The sequence below is a fragment of the Gordonia sesuvii genome (assembly GCF_036350415.1).
Classification (GTDB): Bacteria; Actinomycetota; Actinomycetes; order Mycobacteriales; family Mycobacteriaceae; genus Gordonia; species Gordonia sesuvii.
In genome coordinates, this window is sequence record NZ_JAZDUF010000001.1 from 325,375 (window position 1) to 344,845 (window position 19,471).

The 19,471-nt window shown below is 67.5% G+C and carries 19 protein-coding genes; 9 read left to right on the forward strand and 10 right to left on the reverse strand.

Annotated elements, in window-relative coordinates:
- Positions 1-1,137, reverse strand: a complete 1,137-nt coding sequence (locus VZC37_RS01490) for a TDT family transporter (protein WP_330430650.1) — start codon at positions 1,135-1,137, stop codon at positions 1-3.
- 101 nt (positions 1,138-1,238) lie between these two features.
- A complete protein-coding gene (locus tag VZC37_RS01495; RefSeq protein ID WP_330430651.1) occupies positions 1,239-1,559 on the reverse strand; it encodes a putative quinol monooxygenase in 321 nt (106 codons plus the stop codon).
- A 158-nt stretch (positions 1,560-1,717) separates the two neighbouring features.
- Here VZC37_RS01495 and VZC37_RS01500 point away from each other — a divergent pair, with 158 nt between their 5' ends.
- Complete coding sequence (locus VZC37_RS01500) at positions 1,718-3,142, forward strand: aldehyde dehydrogenase family protein (RefSeq protein WP_330430652.1); 1,425 nt, start codon at positions 1,718-1,720, stop codon at positions 3,140-3,142.
- 111 nt (positions 3,143-3,253) lie between these two features.
- Here the strand turns inward: VZC37_RS01500 and VZC37_RS01505 are convergent, their stop codons facing one another.
- Positions 3,254-4,684 carry a carotenoid oxygenase family protein gene (locus VZC37_RS01505; protein WP_330430653.1) on the reverse strand — a complete coding sequence of 477 codons (1,431 nt, stop codon included), beginning with the start codon at positions 4,682-4,684 and terminating at the stop codon, positions 3,254-3,256.
- Between the two features lie 284 nt (positions 4,685-4,968).
- Here VZC37_RS01505 and VZC37_RS01510 point away from each other — a divergent pair, with 284 nt between their 5' ends.
- Entirely contained in the window at positions 4,969-6,468 is a 1,500-nt protein-coding gene (locus tag VZC37_RS01510; protein ID WP_431309299.1) for an alpha/beta hydrolase, read from the forward strand.
- A 6-nt stretch (positions 6,469-6,474) separates the two neighbouring features.
- Here the strand turns inward: VZC37_RS01510 and VZC37_RS01515 are convergent, their stop codons facing one another.
- The 4 genes from VZC37_RS01515 to VZC37_RS01530 form a co-directional block, all read right to left on the reverse strand.
- A complete protein-coding gene (locus VZC37_RS01515) occupies positions 6,475-7,329 on the reverse strand; it encodes an alpha/beta hydrolase (RefSeq protein ID WP_330430654.1) in 855 nt (284 codons plus the stop codon).
- On the reverse strand, positions 7,326-7,730 hold the full coding sequence (locus VZC37_RS01520; RefSeq protein WP_330430655.1) for a hypothetical protein: 405 nt from the start codon (positions 7,728-7,730) through the stop codon (positions 7,326-7,328). The genes VZC37_RS01515 and VZC37_RS01520 overlap by 4 nt, the downstream gene beginning before the upstream one ends.
- 105 nt (positions 7,731-7,835) lie before the next feature.
- Positions 7,836-8,768 (reverse strand): LLM class F420-dependent oxidoreductase, encoded by a 933-nt coding sequence (locus tag VZC37_RS01525; RefSeq protein ID WP_330430656.1) that lies wholly within the window; start codon positions 8,766-8,768, stop codon positions 7,836-7,838.
- A gap of 25 nt (positions 8,769-8,793) precedes the next feature.
- On the reverse strand, positions 8,794-9,705 hold the full coding sequence (locus VZC37_RS01530; protein WP_330431671.1) for a cation diffusion facilitator family transporter: 912 nt from the start codon (positions 9,703-9,705) through the stop codon (positions 8,794-8,796).
- Between the two features lie 187 nt (positions 9,706-9,892).
- On the opposite strand from VZC37_RS01530, the gene VZC37_RS01535 reads away from it, so the two are divergent.
- On the forward strand, positions 9,893-10,312 hold the full coding sequence (locus VZC37_RS01535) for a DUF6764 family protein (RefSeq protein WP_330430657.1): 420 nt from the start codon (positions 9,893-9,895) through the stop codon (positions 10,310-10,312).
- Between the two features lie 28 nt (positions 10,313-10,340).
- On the opposite strand, the gene VZC37_RS01540 is transcribed toward VZC37_RS01535, so the two are convergent.
- Positions 10,341-10,844 (reverse strand): mycothiol transferase, encoded by a 504-nt coding sequence (locus VZC37_RS01540; RefSeq protein WP_330430658.1) that lies wholly within the window; start codon positions 10,842-10,844, stop codon positions 10,341-10,343.
- 52 nt (positions 10,845-10,896) lie between these two features.
- Between VZC37_RS01540 and VZC37_RS01545 the strand changes: the two genes are divergently transcribed.
- Positions 10,897-12,306, forward strand: coding sequence for a YibE/F family protein (locus tag VZC37_RS01545; RefSeq protein WP_330430659.1), 1,410 nt, complete (start codon positions 10,897-10,899; stop codon positions 12,304-12,306).
- Positions 12,307-12,318: 12 nt separating this feature from the next.
- Here VZC37_RS01545 and VZC37_RS01550 read toward each other — a convergent pair whose 3' ends face one another.
- Together VZC37_RS01550 and VZC37_RS01555 are read right to left on the reverse strand one after the other, a co-directional pair.
- On the reverse strand, positions 12,319-13,170 hold the full coding sequence (locus VZC37_RS01550) for a serine hydrolase (protein ID WP_330431672.1): 852 nt from the start codon (positions 13,168-13,170) through the stop codon (positions 12,319-12,321).
- Between the two features lie 152 nt (positions 13,171-13,322).
- Complete coding sequence (locus VZC37_RS01555; RefSeq protein ID WP_330430660.1) at positions 13,323-14,003, reverse strand: TetR family transcriptional regulator; 681 nt, start codon at positions 14,001-14,003, stop codon at positions 13,323-13,325.
- A gap of 173 nt (positions 14,004-14,176) precedes the next feature.
- On the opposite strand from VZC37_RS01555, the gene VZC37_RS01560 reads away from it, so the two are divergent.
- The 5 genes from VZC37_RS01560 (at position 14,177) to VZC37_RS01580 (ending at position 19,373) form a co-directional block, all read left to right on the forward strand.
- Positions 14,177-15,244 carry a ferredoxin reductase gene (locus VZC37_RS01560; protein ID WP_330430661.1) on the forward strand — a complete coding sequence of 356 codons (1,068 nt, stop codon included), beginning with the start codon at positions 14,177-14,179 and terminating at the stop codon, positions 15,242-15,244.
- Positions 15,245-15,246: 2 nt separating this feature from the next.
- A complete protein-coding gene (locus VZC37_RS01565; protein ID WP_330430662.1) occupies positions 15,247-16,467 on the forward strand; it encodes a fatty acid desaturase family protein in 1,221 nt (406 codons plus the stop codon).
- Positions 16,468-16,488: 21 nt separating this feature from the next.
- Positions 16,489-16,911 carry a hypothetical protein gene (locus VZC37_RS01570; protein WP_431309300.1) on the forward strand — a complete coding sequence of 141 codons (423 nt, stop codon included), beginning with the start codon at positions 16,489-16,491 and terminating at the stop codon, positions 16,909-16,911.
- 58 nt (positions 16,912-16,969) lie between these two features.
- Positions 16,970-18,808 (forward strand): DNA helicase RecQ, encoded by a 1,839-nt coding sequence (gene recQ / locus VZC37_RS01575; RefSeq protein ID WP_330430663.1) that lies wholly within the window; start codon positions 16,970-16,972, stop codon positions 18,806-18,808.
- A gap of 67 nt (positions 18,809-18,875) precedes the next feature.
- Positions 18,876-19,373, forward strand: coding sequence for a DUF4395 domain-containing protein (locus VZC37_RS01580; protein ID WP_330430664.1), 498 nt, complete (start codon positions 18,876-18,878; stop codon positions 19,371-19,373).
- The last annotated feature ends 98 nt before the right edge of the window (positions 19,374-19,471 follow it).

Here is a 19,471-nt window from a genome sequence, read left to right on the forward strand (position 1 = left end):
TCAGACCGGCCGGAAAACGCTGCCCCGCACCGCGGCTCGCGCGGTGCGGACCGCGACCGTCGCCCACGCGGCGACCAGGACCACGAACAGCATCTCCCCCAGGGCACGGATCGGCGCGGCGTCGAGCGCGGCACCCAGCGCGAGGAGCCCGGTCACGCAGGTGCCGACCGGGAACGTGAAACTCCACCATGTCAACGCGAACGGCAGACCACGACGGACCGCTCGCACGGTGACCGCGGTGGCCAGGGCGAACATCGCCACGCCGAAACCACCCATCGCGAGACCGAACACGATGCCGAACACGGCGAGCCCCGTGGCGATCGGCGCCTGCGCCCCGGTGAAGACGTGGTCGGCCTCGGCGGCCAGCAGATTCGCGGCCGTGACCGACTGACCGATCATGCCGAGCGTGATCCAGATGGTGGGCGCCGATCGGGACTCGGGCACGCCGCCGTGGGTGAGCCGCGCATAGATCATCGTCATCGTCATCAGTCCGAGAACGAGGCTGACACCGAACAGCGCATAGCATCCGGTCAGCATCGCCAGCCGCGGTTGACCGGTCGGCACGTGCGCGATGAGCGCCGCGCCCGTCGCCGCGGACACCATCGGCGGAACCACCGGCATCAGCCAGGCCGGCAGCGCCACGTTCTCACTGCGTCGCGGCGCGGTCATCATGGTGAACGGCACCCACACCGCGGTCAGCACGCCGAGTGCGGTGCCCGACGACCACAACACCACGCTCGTCCACAGCGCCACCGAATCCCCGAGAATCGGTCCGCCCAGCGACAACGTCCCGGCACCGACGGTGAGCAGTGCCATCGGCGGTGCGCCGTAGAAGTGGGACATCACCGGATCTGCGGCATAGCCGCGCGCGTTCTCGCGATGACGCACCCAGTGCACGACGAATGCGGTCGCGATGGTCGCCAGCAGGATCGCGGCCGTCGCCCAGATCGCCGTGGCGAAGGCGTCCAGCGCGGCCGACCGGATCGGCAGCGCGACCGCCGCGTTGGCGACGATGCCCGTACCCATCACCGCCGCGAACCAGTTCGGGGTCAGGTGCTCGAAGACCTGCCGCGGATGGTCGAGATCCGTGAGTAGACGACGGTTGGCCGCGCGGCGGACGTCGAGCGTGATGGACATGTACCCACCCTGGGGCACCCGGGCCGGTCACGGCAGATGGCCCGACCTTGTGCACCCACAAGCGACACTTGTGAGCACCCACGCAGGCGAGTTGTGCCCGCTCAGTCGACGGACATCTCGCCGAGCTTTGACCAGTCGTCCTGATCGACGGTCACATTGACGATGTCCGGCGTCCGCTCGAGATACTTCGGCAGCTCGGTGGTCGCCACCTGGAAGTGCGAGCTCGTGACGTGCGCCTCGGCCGCGTCGTCGTCGAAGGCCTCGACCAGGACGTAGGTGTTCGGGTCGTCGAGACTGCGCGACCACTCGAAGAACTTGTTGCCCGGCTCGGCGCGGGTGGCCGCGGTGAACTCCCGGACGAGCTCGGGCCATTGGTCGGCGAATTCGGGCTTGACGGGCCACTTTGCGACGATGAGGATCATGCTCCCCACCCTAGTGAGGGGCTGTCCGACCGACCGCGAATCCGAGCGACGACACAAGTCCTATATGTGACAACGACGGTTTCCTCAAAGATGAGACACGCACTCTGCCGACAGGCATAGTGTGGTGTCGACAACACGTGTCGACACGAAGGACAAGCATGCGCGAGATCACCAAGTTCTACATCGACGGCTCGTGGACGGAGCCCGCCGAACTCAACCTCATCGACGTCATCAACCCGGCCACCGAGAAGGCCGCGGGCCAGGTGGCCATCGGTTCGGCCGCCGACGTCGACAAAGCCGTGGAGGCCGCGCGCAAGGCCTTCACGACCTGGAGCCAGACATCGGTCGACGAGCGGGTCGACGTCCTGAACGCCGTGGTCGCGGAGTACCAGAACCGGATGCCGGACCTGGCCGCCGCGGTGACCGAGGAGATGGGCGCCCCGAGCGGACTCGCCAACAACGTGCAGGTGCCGATCGGCCTCGCGCACCTGATGACCGCGGCGGCCCAACTGCCCGCGTTCACGTTCTCCGAAGACCGCGGCACCTCGCGGATCGTCAAGGAGCCCATCGGCGTCTGCGGCTTCATCACCCCGTGGAACTGGCCGCTCAATCAGGTCATGTGCAAGGTGGCACCGGCGCTCGCGACCGGCTGCACGATGGTGCTCAAGCCGTCCGAGGTGGCTCCCTTCAGCGCCGCGATCGTCGCCGAGATCTTCGACGCCGCGGGTGTTCCGGCCGGCGTCTTCAACCTGGTCAACGGCGACGGACCGGGTGTCGGCACCGCGCTGGCGGCGCATCCCGGCATCGACATGGTGTCCTTCACCGGTAGCACCCGCGCCGGCATCGAGGTGGCCAAGAATGCTGCGCCGACGGTCAAGCGCGTGGCCCAGGAACTGGGTGGCAAGAGCCCGAACGTCATCCTCGATGACGAGGATTTCGCAGCCAATGTCGCCGGCGGTGTCGCCGCGATGATGATGAACTCGGGCCAGTCCTGCAACGCGCCCACCCGCATGATCGTCCCGAAGGCCCGTCTGGCCGAGGCCGAGGAAGCCGCCAAGTCCGTGGAATCGACGCTGACAGTGGGCGATCCGGCCGGCGACGTGCGGCTGGGCCCGGTGGTGTCGGAGGCTCAGTTCGACAAGATCCAGGGCCTGATCGAGCGCGGTGTCAGCGAGGGCGCGAAGGTCGTGTTCGGCGGCCCCGGTCGCCCGGACGAGCTGCCGACCGGGTACTACGTCCGCCCGACGGTGTTCTCCGAGGTCACCAACGACATGGACATCGCGCGCACCGAGATCTTCGGCCCGGTTCTCGTGATGATCGGGTACGACTCGCTCGACAATGCCATCGAGATCGCCAACGACACCGAGTACGGCCTCGCCGGCTACGTGTCCGGCAAGGATGTCGATGAGGTGCGCAAGGTCGGTTCGCGTATCCGCGCCGGTTCGATCTCGCTCAACGGCGCCCAACTCGACCCGGTCGCTCCGTTCGGTGGCTACAAGCAGAGCGGCAACGGCCGCGAGTGGGGCGACTACGCCTTCGACGAGTTCCTCGAGGTGAAGTCACTGCTCGGCTACGACGCCTGACGAATCACCCTCGGGTCCCCCTCTCACGCCCGAGATGATCCGCCCGACACCGCCCTCCGGCCCACGCCGGAGGGCGGTTGTCGTCCGCGGCCTACCAAACAGGGCGATGAATCACCGCGGGTCGCCGGGCAGCCACGCCCCGTGGAGCCCCGCAGGCACCCGGATCGGCATGGTCACCGTGCCCAATGGACCGGCCGCGGGGTCCTTCGCCGAGAGCACGTAGAAGTAGGACGTCATGTCGACGGGGTCGGTGCCGAATGCACCCCAGTAGTCGTTCACCGAGCCGGGCATGTAGATGGGTTCGCCGATGGCGACGCCTGGGCGCCAACAGGTTTCGCGCCCGGTGTCCAGGTCGTGAAACCACAGACTGTCCTGGTCGCCGGTGTCGCCCTCGCTCTTGCCGACGACCGCGATCTGACCGTGCGACCGGGTGAGCGCACGATCATCGACGCGCGGGAACTCCACGTCGACGCTCTCCCCGAGCACGGTGCGGGCGATGCTCCTCCGCGCCGGATCGATGACCGCTCGCACGAGCGTCGACGTCGCGGGCGTCGGGATGTCGGCGAAGCCGCCGGGATAGGTCCACTCGACGTAGTCCACTGTGACGGTGTCGGCGTTCACGGTGTCGGCGTTCGGGGTGTCGAATGCGTTGGCGAAGTGCCACACCCACATCGGCTCCGAGTCGACCCATCTGATCGCGGACCCGTCCCGTGGGATCAGTGCGATGCGGGTGCCCGACTCGGGCCGCCACTGCAGCAGGCCACCGCCGGTCAGCATCGCCTCGATGTCGAACTCCAGCGGGCAGAGGAACAGCACGATGTACCGCGACGTCAGCGCCATGTCGTGGATCATCAGCGGACGGTCGACACCGGTCACCGGCGTCGGCGCGCGTCGCGTGTGTCCGTCGGGACCGAGCACCGCCCACGTCAGGTACGGCGCCTCGAGCATGTAATTGAAGAGGACGAGTTCCCCGGTGTCCGGGTCGAGTTTGGGGTGGGCCGTGCTGCCGACCGCCATGGCGCCGTCGCAGTCGTCGCGGCCGATGGTGGCCAGTTCGCCGGGGTTCAATCGGTAGGGCTGGTCGGACTCGGCCATGGCCAGCAGCCGACCGGCGTGCTCGACGATGTTGATGTCGGGCAGTTGCCGGAACGTGCCGGCGAGGTCGGGTCCGACCTCATCGGCGGGCGGCGTGTAGCCGTCGGTGATGCCCGACCAGATGGCATGGCCGGCTTCCTCTTCGGCCACCACCATCGGCGTGCGGACGAACCGGTTGCGGTAGTGCGCCGCGCCATCGCCGATGTCGAGACGGTGCACCATCGCGTCGCCGTCGATCGGGTACACGTAGGACCCGATCGGGTCGAACCGCGGGTTGGGCCCGTTGCGCAGATAGCTGCCGTGCAGGTCGTCGGGCAGCTCGCCGACGACCTCGAGGTGATCGAAGTCGACTTCGCGACGCTGGGGCGCGAAGACGCCCGACAGGTGCGCGTGATGGGTCATGTCGACGGGAGCAGGCCGAGCGGGCGAAGTCTGATCGGTCGTCATCGCGGACACCCTTCGAGACACCACCTACTGTCCCGCACTGGACAGTGGCGGTTTCGGATCGAACCATCGCCTCTCAGTGTCCTCCGCGGAGATCGCCCCCGCCCGCCATCGGCAGAACGGGCGGCCGACAGGCTCCGGATCAAGCGCCGCACAGGTCCGGGTCCATCCCGGAACACGGTCTGTAACGCGGCGAACACCGGCCACGACAGTCCGTGCAACACCGCGGCCCGCCCCATCGGCGGGTGCGCGCGTCGGGGGAAGTATCGCGCCATGTCAGGAGTCTCATGCCCACCCACCCGGAACAGCCGGATTCGTCCATGATCGCCGACGGTTGGCAGGTCGTGCCCGACACCGACGACACCCCCACACCGGCACGACGAGGCACTCGCCGCCGGTTGGCCGGCATCGCCGTGGTCACCGTGCTGAGCCTGGCCCTGTTCGGGCTCGCGTCGGTCGTGTCCGGCGGCAATCAGGCGTCGGCGATGGCCGGGCATCCGGAGAAGCTGCGGGAGGGCTGCACCTGGGATTCGTCGGGCAACTACGTCCAGAACTGCAAGGTGTGGTCGGAGTCGCAGGGCAAGTTCGTGACGGTGCAGATCCGTGCCTCCAACGGCAGCGATCAGGGTGTCTATCTGCTCGACGGGATGCGGGCGCAAGAGGACCGTTCCGCGTGGACCAAGGACGTGCAGGCCGCGAAGGTCTATGACGGCAGCACCGACACCACCCTGGTGATGCCGGTCGGTGGCGCGTCGTCGTTCTACACCGACTGGGACGGCGGCGCGGGTGGCCAGAACACCGTCATCAAGCAGGAGACGTTCCTGACCGAGGAACTGCCCGACTATCTCGCCGAGAACTTCGGCGTCAGCAAGAACAACAACGCGATCATCGGGCTGTCGATGTCCGGCGGGCCGGCCGTGACGCTGGCCGAGCGGCATCCCGACCAGTTCAAGGTCGTGCAGGCCATGTCGGGTTACTACCAGATCGACAACCCGATCGGCGCACTCGGTGTGTTCGCCAGCCAGACGATCGTGTCCAACTACACCAACGGCATCGTCAACATGTGGGGCCAACCGGGCAGTCAGCGGTGGACCGACAACGACCCGTCCAAGAACGTCGGCAAGCTCGCCGAGAATGGACAGGTTCTGATCATCTCGTCGGGCAACGGATTCCTCACGAATACCGAGATGGCGCACCTCTCCGAACAGGATCAGATCACGTCGATGGCCCTTGAGATCCTTTCGGCCGTGTCGACCGTTTTGATGCAGCTGCAGGCGGCACAGACCGGGGCGTCGGTGATCTCCCTGCCGAACTATGGCGGGCACACCTGGGAGAACTGGGACCGCGGGCTCGCGGACGGCAAGGACCATGTGCTGGCGGCACTGCGCAACAATCCGCCGGTGACCGCGAAGGTGCAGGTGGTCGACGCCGCCGGCAGCCCGGACCCCGAGGGCACCACCAAGGCGACGCAGGCCGCGCTCGCCGCGGCGAAGTCGACCCCGGTGCTCGACGTCGTCGACCTGGCCGGGACACCATCGGATTCGTCGTCGGCCTCCGAGTCGGCCTCGTCCGAGTCGGCGCAAGAATCGACGGCACCGGAATCATCTGCGCCGCAGACCTCGGCGGACCAGACCTCCGCCGCCCAGACCGGTGAGTCCAACGCACCGGACGCGGGCGTCGTCACCTCCCCTGCCGCACCGACCACGTCGGAGCCGGCCGTGCCGTCGGTACCGGAGGTTCCGGTGGCGGTACCGTCCACCACGACGACGACCACCCCCGCCGGTTGAGTTGAGTCACGGGGGCAGGTGGCCCTCCAGCCAGTCGATGACATCGTCGAGGACGCGCTCACGCTCGGGTTCGTTGAAGATCTCGTGATACAGGCCGTCGTAGATCGTCAGGGTCTTGTCGGACGAGCCCGCGAGCCGATCGACCAACTCGCTTCCGGCCGGACTCGTCAACGCATCGTCGCCGCCGTGCATCACCAGCACCGGTAGGCGCAGTGCCGGTAGCCGGTGCGGAAACGACCGCATCGTCGTCAGCATCGCGCCGGCCATGTCGGCGGGAAGTTTGGCTCGCACGACCAGCGGATCGGCGGCGTAGTCGGCGACCACCTGCGGGTCACGGGAGATGAGGTTCGAGTCGAGCGCTGCGGTCGGCAACCCGGGCGCGATGCGCGCCAACAACGGGGCCAGCTTGATCGCGACGGCCGGCAGGTCGTCGCCGGGCACCACTGCGGCAGCCGACAGGACCAGTCCGTCGAGACGGTCCTGGTGATTCAGCGCGTAGTCCAGCGCGATGCAACCACCCATGCTGTGTCCGATCAGAAATGTCGGCAGGCCGTCGTCGGCGATCTCGTCGACGACGCGGTCCAGATCGCGGGTGTAATCCGAGACACTGTGCACGCGAAGACGTTTGCCACCCGAACGGCCGTGGCCGAGGTGGTCGGGCACAGCGACCCGGAATCGCGCTCGCACCAGCCGCTCGACGACGTGGCCGTAGCGGCGGCCGTGCTCGCCTGCGCCGTGCGCGATCACCACCGACGCGCGGGCGTCGCCGGTCGGGCGGAACACGTCGTAGCGGATGGTCTCACCGTGCCGCCCGCGGAACGAGCGTTCCTCGGCGACCGGGTCCGATGTCTCGCCGCTCACCCGAGGATCTTCAGTCGTGTGGCGACGCTTCGGCCCGCGGACTCGATGGCGCCGAGCGGGCGCAGCGCGGCTTCCCCGATGGAGACGAGGGCCTCCACCCGACTGACCACGCCTTCCAACCGGTCGACGACGTCGCCCATGGCGCCCACCATCGAATCGACCTTGTCGAGCGTTCCCGACAGCCGTGACAAGGTCCCGTCGAGGGTGTCGACCGCTCCGTCGAGTCCGGTCATCGTATTGTTCATGTCGACCAGCACGTCGCCGAGGTCGACGAGGATCGACTCCACTTGATCGACGGTCATGTCGGCGTTGAGCGCCGCCTGGGCGAGCTTCTTGAAGCGTTGTCGTTCACCGGGCCGGGCCTCGCCGGGGCCCCGGTTCGGAATTCCTTTGTCCGCCATGAGTGGATTATCGCCGCGGGGGCGGCACAGGTCGACCGAATCGGCACCATCCGACGATTTCGGGCTCCACACCGAACCCGGGTTCGGCCTACGGAACGGGACCGGTCAACGCGACAGCTGCGGCATCACCCGTGAGGCGACCAGGTCGAGGTGATCGAGATCGGAAAGATCGAGTGTCTGCAGATAGATCCGGCTGACACCGACCTGCCGGTACTGTTCGATCTTCTCCACGACCTCGTCGGGCGTCCCGGCGGCGCCGTTCTCCCGCAGTTCGTCGACCTCGCGGCCGATCGCGTCGGCGCGACGAGCCAGTTCGGCCTCGGTGGCGCCACAGCACAGCACCAAGGCCGCGGAGTAGGTCATCGTCTCGGGGCGCCGTCGGGCCGTCGCGCACGCGGCGCGGACCCGGCCGATCTGCTGCGATGCCGTCGACACCGGCGCGAAGGCCACGTTGAACTCGTCGGCGAAACGCGCGGCGAGCGCCGGGGTGCGCTTCTTTCCCGCACCGCCGACGATGATCGGCGGCCGCGGCGACTGCACGGGTTTGGGAAGAGCCGGCGAGTCCGACAACCGGAAATGTGCGCCTTGGTGGTCGAAATGACGTCCCTCGGGCGTCTCCCACAGCCCGGTGATGATCTCCAACGACTCCTCGAGTCGGTCGAACCGCTCGCCGAGCGGCGGGAACGGGATGCCGTAGGCGGCGTGTTCGGCCTCGAACCATCCCGCACCCAAACCCAATTCGACTCGCCCACCGGACATCTGGTCGACCTGTGCGACCGATATCGCCAGCGGGCCGGGTAGCCGGAAGGTCGCCGACGTCACCAGCGTGCCCAGCCGAACACTCGTCGTCTCGCGGGCGAGTCCGGCCAGGGTGAGCCAGGCGTCGGTGGGACCGGGACGGCCGTCGGAGTTCATCGCCAGGTAGTGGTCCGACCGGAAGAAGCCGTCGAATCCGAGTTGTTCGGTGGCCTGTGCGACCCGACGGAGGTCGTCGTAGGTGGCGCCTTGCTGGGGTTCGGTGAAGACACGGAGATCCACACCGACAACCTACCCGCGACGTCGATCAGGGATTCAGCGACGGCTCATCGGCGGTGGACAGTGTCAGCACCGCTTCGACGATCGGTTCGTGCTGTTCGATCTCGCGCTCGACCCGGCGGAGCCGTTCGGCCACATCGTGCTCGGCCCGATCACCCACCATGTCGACCGCGGCGACCAGGTAGTACTGCATCGGACCGACGTACTCGACGTGCAGATAGGTCACCCGTTCGATCTCGGGGTGCGCCAACATCTCCCGCAGGATCGCCGAGCGTGTCGTCGGGGATGCACTCTGCCCCAGCAGGAACTCACTGTTGCGCTTGATCAGCAGGATCGCGATGAACCCGAGCAGAATGCCGACCAGAATGGAAGCGATCGCGTCCCACACCGCCGAGCCGGTGATCTCGTGCAACGCCATGCCGAGTGCTGCGATCGCCAGACCGACGAGTGCTGCGGCGTCCTCGAAGAACACTGCCCGCAGGGTGGTGTTCGACGTCCGGTTGACGAAACGCAGGGGATGGATCGCGAACCGGTCGCCGGCCGCACGGACCTGACGGATGGCCTGCGCGAACGAAACCGACTCCAGCACCGCCGCTATCGCGAGGACCGCATAGCCGACCAGGTAATCGGCGTCGGCCTCCGGTTCGGTCAGCGACGTGATGCCGTGCATCACCGACACCGCCGCACCGACGGCGAACAACCCGAAGGCCGCGAACATCGACCAGATGTAGGTGGCACGGCCGTAACCGAAGGGATGGCGGGCATCGCGGCCCTTCGCACCCCGTCGTTCCGCGATGAGCAGGAACACCTCGTTGCCGGCATCGGCCCAGGAGTGGGCGGCCTCGGCGAGCATCGCCGCCGAACCGGTGATCGCGGCGGCGATCGACTTGGCCACGGCGACGAGCAGGTTCATGACGAACGCGAGGACGACCGTGAGCATCGACTCGCCGGAGCCATCGGCTGTCGGGCGATCCTGTGTCGTCGAGGTCGGTCCCCCGGTCGGACGCTCGGTCATGTCTCCGATCGTCTCACGGTGGCCGCGACCGATTCTCGGGCGTCCGCCCATCCGCCGATCGGATGGTTCCGAATGGCTGATGTACGAACCCGACGACCTGAGGAGCACCACCATGCGCACGATCACGAAGACCGCTGTCCTGGCATCGATCACCGCCGCCGCGGGCGCCGTCGGTATGACTTTGTCCGCGCCGAGCGCGCAGGCCGCGCCGCAGATCTGTCCGGCGCTGCCCGGTCAGTCGTCGACGATGGCCGACTGCTCGGCGTCGTCCGGCCCCACCGGACTCACGCTCGCCATCACCGACAACGGGGGCAGCGCGGCGGCGACCGGAGACAACTATTCCGGCCCGGCCGCCATCGCGGTCGGCCCCGGCGCATCGGTGACGATGACCGGCGTGAAGCCCGGATTGGCCATCGGCATCGCCGGACCGGGCGCCACCGTCGTCGTGGACGGACAGAACGGACCGACGTGCACCGGCGGTCTCGCCTTCGCCGGTGACTTCCAGACCTTGCAGGGCTGCGTCTCCCAGTGAGCCGTCTCCCAGTGAGCCGCAATCGGTCTTAGTCGAGCAGTCCCCGAACGTAGGCCGCCTGACCGACGTGCTGCGCGTCATCATCGACGATGCTGACCAGCCGGACGCCCAGCGTCACCGGAGGATCCCAGTTCTCGTCGATGACCCGATCGAGGTCATCGTCGGTCAGGCCACCGAGGTAGTCGACGGTGACGGCATGTGTCGCGTCGTAGTAGTCGGCGAGTAGCGCGGGATCGCCGACCGACACCCGGGCGACCTCGTCGGGGCTCTGACCGTAACCCGACGCACTGGGCTCGAACGGCAGATCGAAGCGGTCGTAGAAGCCCGCCGATGTCCAGACCTCGTCGCGGTCCGCGACGTCGGCGATCTGCACATCCTGCGCCCGCGTCAGATGCCAGATCAGCCAGGCGATGGTGTTGGCCTCGGCGCCCGGCCGGTGGGTCAGTTGGTCGGCGGTGATGCCGTCGAGCACCGCATGCACGTTCTCCGAGACCCGTTCGAAACCGTCGATCAAAACGTCTGTGGATCGCATGCCTCCAGTAGTACCCCGATGCGATGGGTGTCCAACCGCATAACCTGTCGTGGTGAGTCATCCAGGAGACCGCCGCGAATCCGGGCCGCGCGGGCACGGTCACGGCCACGGACACGCACACGGCCACGGCGTCTCGGAGATCCCGGCCATACTCTCGCCGTTCGCGCGGTGGATCGTCATCGGCAGCCTGACACTCATCGGTGTGATCGTGGCGGTCGGCGCGGTGCTGCTGTGGCCATCGGACGGTGAGCATCCGATCCCCATGCAGTACCGGTCGGCCGACGGAGGGTCGATCCGCACCGTCGACGGTCACGTCGTCGGACAGGTCCGCGCCGACTGTCTGAATCCGTTGGCGGGCACCGTGCAGGACGATCCCGTGTTCCAGATCGAGGGCGTCTCCTCCGAAGGCCCATGCATCGTGAGCACCGTGCGCCTCGACAGCGGCGACGACGAGGGGCGCCACACCCTGCTCGAGGTGCCCACCAACCGCGCCCAATCCGGGTTGGCCGAGCCCGGGGCGGTCGAGCCGTCGCCGAGCGCGCTGGACCAACCCCAGGCCGGACAGCCGTCGCTGCAGGTGGACGACCGCATCCGGCTCGCCGTGGTTCCCGGCCCCGACGGAACAACCCGCTACACGTTCTTCGACTTCCACCGGACGGTGCCGACGATCATCTGGGGCCTGCTCTTCGTCGGTGCGGTGGTGCTGGTGGCCGCGTGGCGCGGATTCCGGTCGATCATCGGGCTCGCGTTCGCGTTCGGGGTGCTCGCGGTGTTCACCCTGCCCGCGATCCTGGACGGGAAGTCACCGGTCGCGGTGGCCGTGGTGTCGTCGGCGGCCATCCTGTACGTGGTTCTCTATCTCGCCCACGGAGTCAGCCTGCGCACCAGTTCCGCGTTGCTGGGCACACTGACGTCGCTGGTGCTGGCCGGGGTGCTGAGTTGGTTGGCGATCGAGACGATGCACCTGACCGGGCTGTCCGGCGACCAGACCACCAACCTGCAGGTGTACCAGGGCAGCATCTCGGTGAGCGGACTGCTGCTCGCGGGCTTCATCATCGGCACCCTGGGCGTGCTCAACGACGTCACGATCACGCAGGCGTCGGCCGCATTCGAACTGGCCGCAGCGGGTGAGCCGACCCGGCTCGCCACCTTCCGGGCCGCGATGCGGGTGGGCCGCGACCACATCGCCAGCACGGTGTACACCCTGGTGTTCGCCTACGCCGGCAGCGCCCTGCCGCTGCTGCTGCTGTTCTCCGTCGCCCAACAGCCGTTCGGGTCGCTGGTCACCACCGACGCTCTCGCCGTGGAACTCGCGCGGTCGTTCGTCGGTGGCATCGCCATCGCGCTCTCGGTACCACTGACCACCCTGATCGCTGCCGCGCTGACCACTCCGCCCGCCGCGGCTCCTTCCAACGCGACTCCCGTCTCGGGTTCCGGCGGGCGGCACGCTCGGGCGGATTGACCTTCGGAGCGGTCAGCAGCGACCGACCGGCAGTGAGGCGAGGTGGCCCTCGAGCCAGTCCCCCACCTTGTCGAGCATCCTGGTGCCCTTGGAGAAGGATCCACCACTCGGTATGGCAGCCATCGACACCGCGACATCACCGCGCAGCGTGGTGATCACCGCGAGCTGCCGGACGAGGTAGCCCGCCGATCCCGACCGGGCTGGACCCCACCCGCCCTTGACCGCGGTCACCGCGCCCTGCTTGCGCCCCATCGTGGCCACGCCCCACTGCTGATTGCTCGCCACATTGCTCATCAGCCGGATGACGTGCTCGCTGCCGGGCAGGCACGGCAGGTGCGCGCCGAATCGCGCCTGATCGGCGAGCGCCCACGGGGTGTAGCCGGGGTACGAGGGAGGGTCATCTGCCTCCGAACTCACCTGGGTCCGCAGATCGTGCCCCTCGCGCAGGACATCGGTCACCGCGTCCACCGAACTCTGCCCGCCACCCAGCGAACCCCACAGTTCGCCTGCCGCGTCGTTGTCGGAGAACGTGATCGCCTTGTCCTCCTCTGTCGCCACCGCCGCACCGAATCGCCGTTCCGCGGCTAGCGAGACCGGCACCTTGAGAGTCGACCAGGCACGTCCGGTGGTGAGGTCACCCATGGTGATGACGCGGTCCGACCCGACCGGGACGATGGCCAGGCCGACTTTGCCCGGCAGGGTTTTGCGCATGGACTTCTGCAGCTTGGTGAAGCTCGAGATCAGCTTCTTCTCCACCGGGACCGGAGGCTCCAGGAGCTCGGCGATCTGGGGCGGCAGGGGCGGGAGCTGGCGAGGCCACCAGGACGGCGATGCGTTGGCCGTGGCCGAGGCTCCGAGCACCATCGAGCAGGCGATCGTCGCCGCGACAAGCCCGACGATCCATTTCACACGAGTCACTTGCGTCTCCCTGGTCACATCAGTAACAGAGAGACTAAGACCGGAGGCAGCCGATCACCACCGGCGATACGAAGTTGTAGCAATCGTGACGCGGTGGCCTACCCGGTCGGCGGACTCCACCGACCCATGCCGAGAAACACCATGACCAGCTGCTTCTCGGTGCGTTCGACGATCTCCCGCTCGACGCCGCTGCCCCGATAGTCGCCGTCGAGCAGGTCGGCGACAGCGGTCAGCATAATCGTCACGATCAATTCGGCCGCGATCTCGAGATCCTCCGGCGACCACTGAGCCAGGTCCGGGAGCCGCGACAGGTCGATCGCCAGCTCTTTCGAGAACAGTCGCAACTCCGTGTCGATGGCACGCCTGATCTCGGCGATACCACCGTGCTGCTCGCGCACCAGGAAACGGAACTGCGCCTCATTGTCGTGGACGTGCCGCAGGAGGATGTCCAGCGAGCTCTGTGCGGTCGGCAGAGCCTGACGTGCGGCGAGATCACGGCGCCCCTCACGCAACGTGCGCCGCAGCACCCGCATCGAGTCCTCGACCAGGGTGACGCCGAGGTCCTCCATCGAGGCGAAATGCCGGTAGAAGGCAGTCGGCACGATGCCGGCGCCGCGGGCCACCTCGCGCAGGCTGATACTGCCGAAACTGCGCTCGGCGACCAGTTCCATCGTCGCGTCCAGGAGTGCGTGGCGTGTCCGGTTCTTCCGTTCCGCGCGGCTCTCCGACTCGCCGTCGCCGCGCGGGCGCGGGCGGCTGCCGTGTCGGGACCTGGTCACGGTCCGAGTCTAGGTCGACGGGAGCGCCGGACCGGCGTCGCCTCCCCGGGGGACGGCAGATCCCGTGATGGCCCTCACAGAGATTCTCCTTGACTCGACCCCGCGCCGCCGTGCCACACTAGTTTGTGTACAGATGTTCACTCAAAGTGGACGACCCCGAACGGAGCCAGCCCATGAGCATCCGAATTCCCGCCTTTGTCGGCACCATCATCGAGTCTGCCCTCTCGCCCCATCCGGTCGACCGGTATCTGGAGCTGGTCGACCCGATGACCACCTGGCGCGATCTGCGTGCGCAGGTGATCGCCGTCGACCGCCCGACCTCGCGAACCGTGCGTCTCACCCTCCGCCCGACCCGCCAGTGGAAGGGCCACACACCGGGACAGTATGTGCAGCTCAGCACGGTCATCGACGGTGTACGGCACACCCGGTGCTTCTCCCCGGCCAACACCCCGGCCGACGACATCGAGCTGACCATCACCGCACACGACGGCGGGTTCGTGTCCAGCCATCTCCGGGAGCACGCACACGTCGGGATGGTCGTCGGCCTCGAGCAGGCCGCGGGCGACTTCGTCCTCCCGGATGACCGCCCCCGAACAGCGGTCTTCGTCAGCGGCGGCAGTGGGATCACACCTGTGCTCTCAATGGCGCGAACGCTCGTAGCCGAAGGCCACCGCGGACAGATCGTGTTCGTCCACTACGCGCGCACCCCGGATGACGTCGCCTACCGCACCGAACTCACCGAACTCGCGCGCGCCGACAACGTCGACGTGCGACTGCACTACACCCGGGGCCCCGCCGGAGACCACTTCACCGACGACCACCTGGCGGATGTCGCCGACATCGACGACGCCGACCTGTTCGTGTGCGGACCCGCCGCGCTGATGGACGCCGTCGCGAACCATCACGGTTCTCGCGGGCTGCGGGGTCGGCTCCATCAGGAGGCGTTCACCCTGGCCGCCCCGCTCACAGTCGACCCCGATGCGCCCGTCGAGGGGTCCCTGACGTTCCTTCGCTCCGGCAGATCGGCGACCAACGACGGTCGCACCATCCTCGACCAGGCGGAATCGGCCGGACTGACTCCGGAATCCGGCTGCCGGATGGGGATCTGCTTCTCCTGCACCGCCATCAAGAAATCCGGCTGCACCCGCAACGTGCTGACCGGAGAAACCGACACCGAGACCGACACGCAGATACAGCTCTGCATCAACGCGCCGGTCGGCGACGTGGAAATCGAGGTATAGCCATGACCATCACCGAAAACCCCACCACCAGCACCGAACTCGTCCCCGTCGATGTCCCGGCCACGGAGACCGTCCCGGACACAGAGACAGCGGCACCGACGCCGGACCCGAAGCACATCGTGCTGACCTATGAGCAGGTCGAGGCGCTCGGTCGCGACCTCGATGAGCTGCGGGCACGGGTCGTAGCCGACCTGGGACAAAAGGACCGCGACTACCTGTACTCGATCATCCGGGCGCAACGCGGATTCGAGATCGCCGGCCGCGGACTGATGTACCTGGGATTCTTCCCACCGGCGTGGCTGGCCGCCGTCGGCGCCCTGTCGGTGTCGAAGATCCTCGACAACATGGAGATCGGCCACAACGTGATGCACGGCCAGTACGACTGGATGCGTGAGGACACCTACAACTCGCGCGAATTCGAGTGGGACACCGTCTGCCCGGCCGACCAGTGGCGTCACAGCCACAACTACCTGCACCACACGTTCACCAACATCGTCGGCGAGGACCGCGACATCGGCTACGGCATCCTCCGGATGGACCGCGACCAGAAGTGGAATCCCTACTACCTCGGAAACCTTGGCTACGCCACCGCACTCATGGTGCTGTTCGAGTGGGGCGTGATGCTGCACGACCTCGAGGTGGAGAACATCCTCGCGCGCAAGCGCAAGTGGTACGACGTCAAGGGACTCGTGAAAGGTATGTGGCGCAAGGCGGGTCGCCAGGTCCTCAAGGACTACGTGGTGTTCCCGGCCCTCACCGGCCCGCTGTTCGTCACCACATTCCTCGGGAACGCATCGGCGAACCTCGTCCGCAACCTGTGGACCTTCTCGATCATCTTCTGCGGCCACTTCCCGTCCGGTGCGCAGACCTTCACCCCCGAGGAGTGCGCGGACGAGACCCGCGGCCAGTGGTATCTGCGGCAGATGCTGGGATCGGCCAACATCACCGGCTCGCCGCTGTTCCACATCATGAGCGGCAACCTGTCGCACCAGATCGAACACCACCTCTTCCCCGACATCCCCGCCAGCCGGTATCCGGAGATCTCCGGCGAGGTGCGCGAGATCTGCGAACGTTACGGCCTGCCGTACAACACGGGATCGCTGAGCCACCAGCTGTTGTCGACGTGGAAGAAGATTGCCAAACTCTCGCTGCCGAATTTCATGACGCGCGACGACAATGACCTGGTCGTGACCGTCGAGCGGTCCCGCACGGCCGCTGCGTGACTCCCCGGCACACCGAAACCGATGGCAGAATACGGAACCATGGTCGACCGTTTCGAGCGCAACAAGGACCTGGTCCAAGAACTGGTGGAATCCACGGCCACCCACGTCGGGCGGATCGCGACGATCATCACGGGCGCGGTAGCCGACGTCGCACGTGAGGTCGGTGACCTGGTCACCGACGGCTTCGAGATGCGTGACGCCGCCCGCAGGGCCCGTCTCGATGAGGATCGCGGCATCCTCGACGCCGAACACGTCGAGATGGACGATCTGGACCCCGACGACCTGCATGACCTCGACGACCTGCAAGACGACATCGACGACGACTTCGGTGACCCCGTCGATCTCGGCGAGTTGCCGGCGTCGGAGCAGGCGGCCCTCCCCAGTTCGGACGACGTACCCGAGCAACCCGTCGATCTGGGCGAGATCCCGGGCGACAGGTCCTGAGGCCTCCCGACCCCGGGCGGCCCGTCGCCGACAGAGCCCGCCAGTAACGTTGTGCCCTATGGCGGACATGTGGCAGGTCCTCTCCTCGACCTTCGGTTACGAGTCGTTCCGGGGAGATCAGGAGCAGATCGTCGGGCACGTGGTTGCCGGCGGCGACGCGGTCGTGCTCATGCCGACCGGCGGCGGCAAGAGCCTCTGCTATCAGGTGCCCGCGCTCGTCCGGGACGGTTGCGGGGTCGTAGTGTCGCCGCTGATCGCACTGATGTCGGATCAGGTCGCTGCGCTGCGTGAACTCGGGGTACGCGCGGCGTACCTGAACTCCACCCAGACCTCCGAGCAGCGCGCCGAGGTCGAATCGGCTTTTCGCAGCGGCGAACTGGACATGCTCTATGTCGCGCCGGAACGCCTCAACACCGCCGGGTGCCGGGCCCTGCTGCAGCAGGGGCGGATCTCGCTGTTCGCGATCGACGAGGCCCACTGCGTCTCACAGTGGGGACACGATTTCCGGCCGGACTACCTCGCACTCGGCGAGCTCGCCGAACTGTGGCCGGATGTCCCGCGCATCGCCTTGACCGCGACCGCCACCCGCCGCACGCACGCCGAGATCACCGAACGCCTCCACCTCGCCGACGCCCGGCATTTCGTCGCGGATTTCGACCGTCCCAACATCACCTACCGCATCGTCACCAAATCCGAACCCCGCAAACAACTGCTCGACTTCATCCGCACCGACGGCCACGTCGACGGGCAACCCGCCACAGGCATCGTCTACGCCCTGAGCCGCGCCTCCGTGGAGAAGACGGCGGCGTTCCTGGCGGCCAACGGCGTCGACGCGATGCCGTACCACGCCGGCCTCGATCGCAACGTCCGCCACGACACCCTGGAACGATTCCTGCGCGCCGACGGCGTCGTGGTGGTCGCGACCATCGCCTTCGGCATGGGTATCGACAAACCCGATGTGCGGTTCGTCGCCCACATCGATCTGCCCAAGAGCGTGGAGGGCTACTACCAGGAGACCGGTCGCGCGGGGCGCGATGGTCTGCCGTCGGTGGCGTGGATGACCTACGGGCTGGCAGATGTCATGCAGCAGCGTCGACTCATCGACCAGTCCGACGGCGACGCGAACCACCGGCGGGTCCAACAACAACACCTCGACGCGATGCTCGCGCTGTGCGAGACGGTGGACTGTCGGCGTGCTCAACTCCTGCGGTATTTCGGGCAGGACGCACAGGCATGCGACAACTGCGACACGTGTCTGACCCCACCGAAGACCTTCGACGGCACCGTGCCGGCACAGAAGTTGCTCTCGACGATGGTGCGGCTGCAGCGGGACCTCGGTGATCCACCCTACGGCGCCGGCCACCTCATCGACATCTTGCGCGGCGCCGACACCGCCCGCATCCGAGAACGCGGACACACCCGGCTGACCACCTACGGCATCGGCACGGACCTCGACGCCGCCGGCTGGCGCAGCGTGGTCCGCCAGCTGGTTGCCTCGGGGATCATCGCGCCTCAGGGCGACTACGGAGTGCTGACCCTGACCGACAGGAGCGGACCGGTGCTGCGCGGGGAGACCACCGTGATGTTGCGGACCGATCCGGCGCGGCCTGCCGGCCGCAGTACCCGCGGTTCGCGCTCGGCACCCGACATCGCCGACGCCGACCGCGGGCTGTTCGAACATCTGCGGGCGTGGCGCAAGGCGGAGGCATCGCGGCGCGGTGTCCCGCCCTATGTGGTGTTCAACGACGCGACGCTGCGTGAGCTCGCCGCGCTGCGACCGACGTCGGCGACGCAGTTGCGATCGGTGTCCGGCATCGGCGATGCCAAACTCGAGCAGTACGGCGAGGACGTGCTCGCCGCGATCTCCGGGTTCGATGCGGAGTCCGAACCGGCGTGAGCGGAATCATTGCCCGGGGTCGCGACGTTGTCTACCTTCGGCAGAGCTGTTCTTCAGGAGGTATTCGGTGTCCCCAACGTTGCCGTCGGCGCTGACGTTTCCCAACCCGGTCAACGACTACGCGGCCCGTTCCACCGCGGGCCTGGTGATCGCGCTCGCCGTGGTGGCGATCGTCGTCGACCACCCGGCGGTATACGCGGTGCTCGCGCTCGGCTTCCTCCTCCGGGTGATGGCAGGTCCGCGGTTCTCTCCGTTCGGCCAGCTGTCGGTGCGGGTCATCGCACCGAAGATCTGGCGCAAGACCAAACTCGTGCCCGGCCCGCCGAAGCGGTTCGCCCAGACCATCGGCCTCGTCGTCAGCGGCAGCGCCCTCGTCCTCTCACTGCTCGGTCTCGGGCTCGCGGCCCAGATCGCGACCGGCGTGCTCATCGTGGCGGCGACCCTGGAGTTCGTGTTCGGCCTCTGCCTCGGATGCGTCGCCTTCGGCTTCCTTCAGCGTCGCGGGATCATCCCCGAGACGGTATGCGAGGCGTGCAACGATCTCTCGCTGCGCGTGGCTGCATAATCCGCACACCCCACCCTTCGTTGGTCGAGTAGCCCGCGCACCCCAACCGCTGGTCGAGTAGCCCGCGAACGAAGTGAGCGAGCGTATCGAGACCCCCT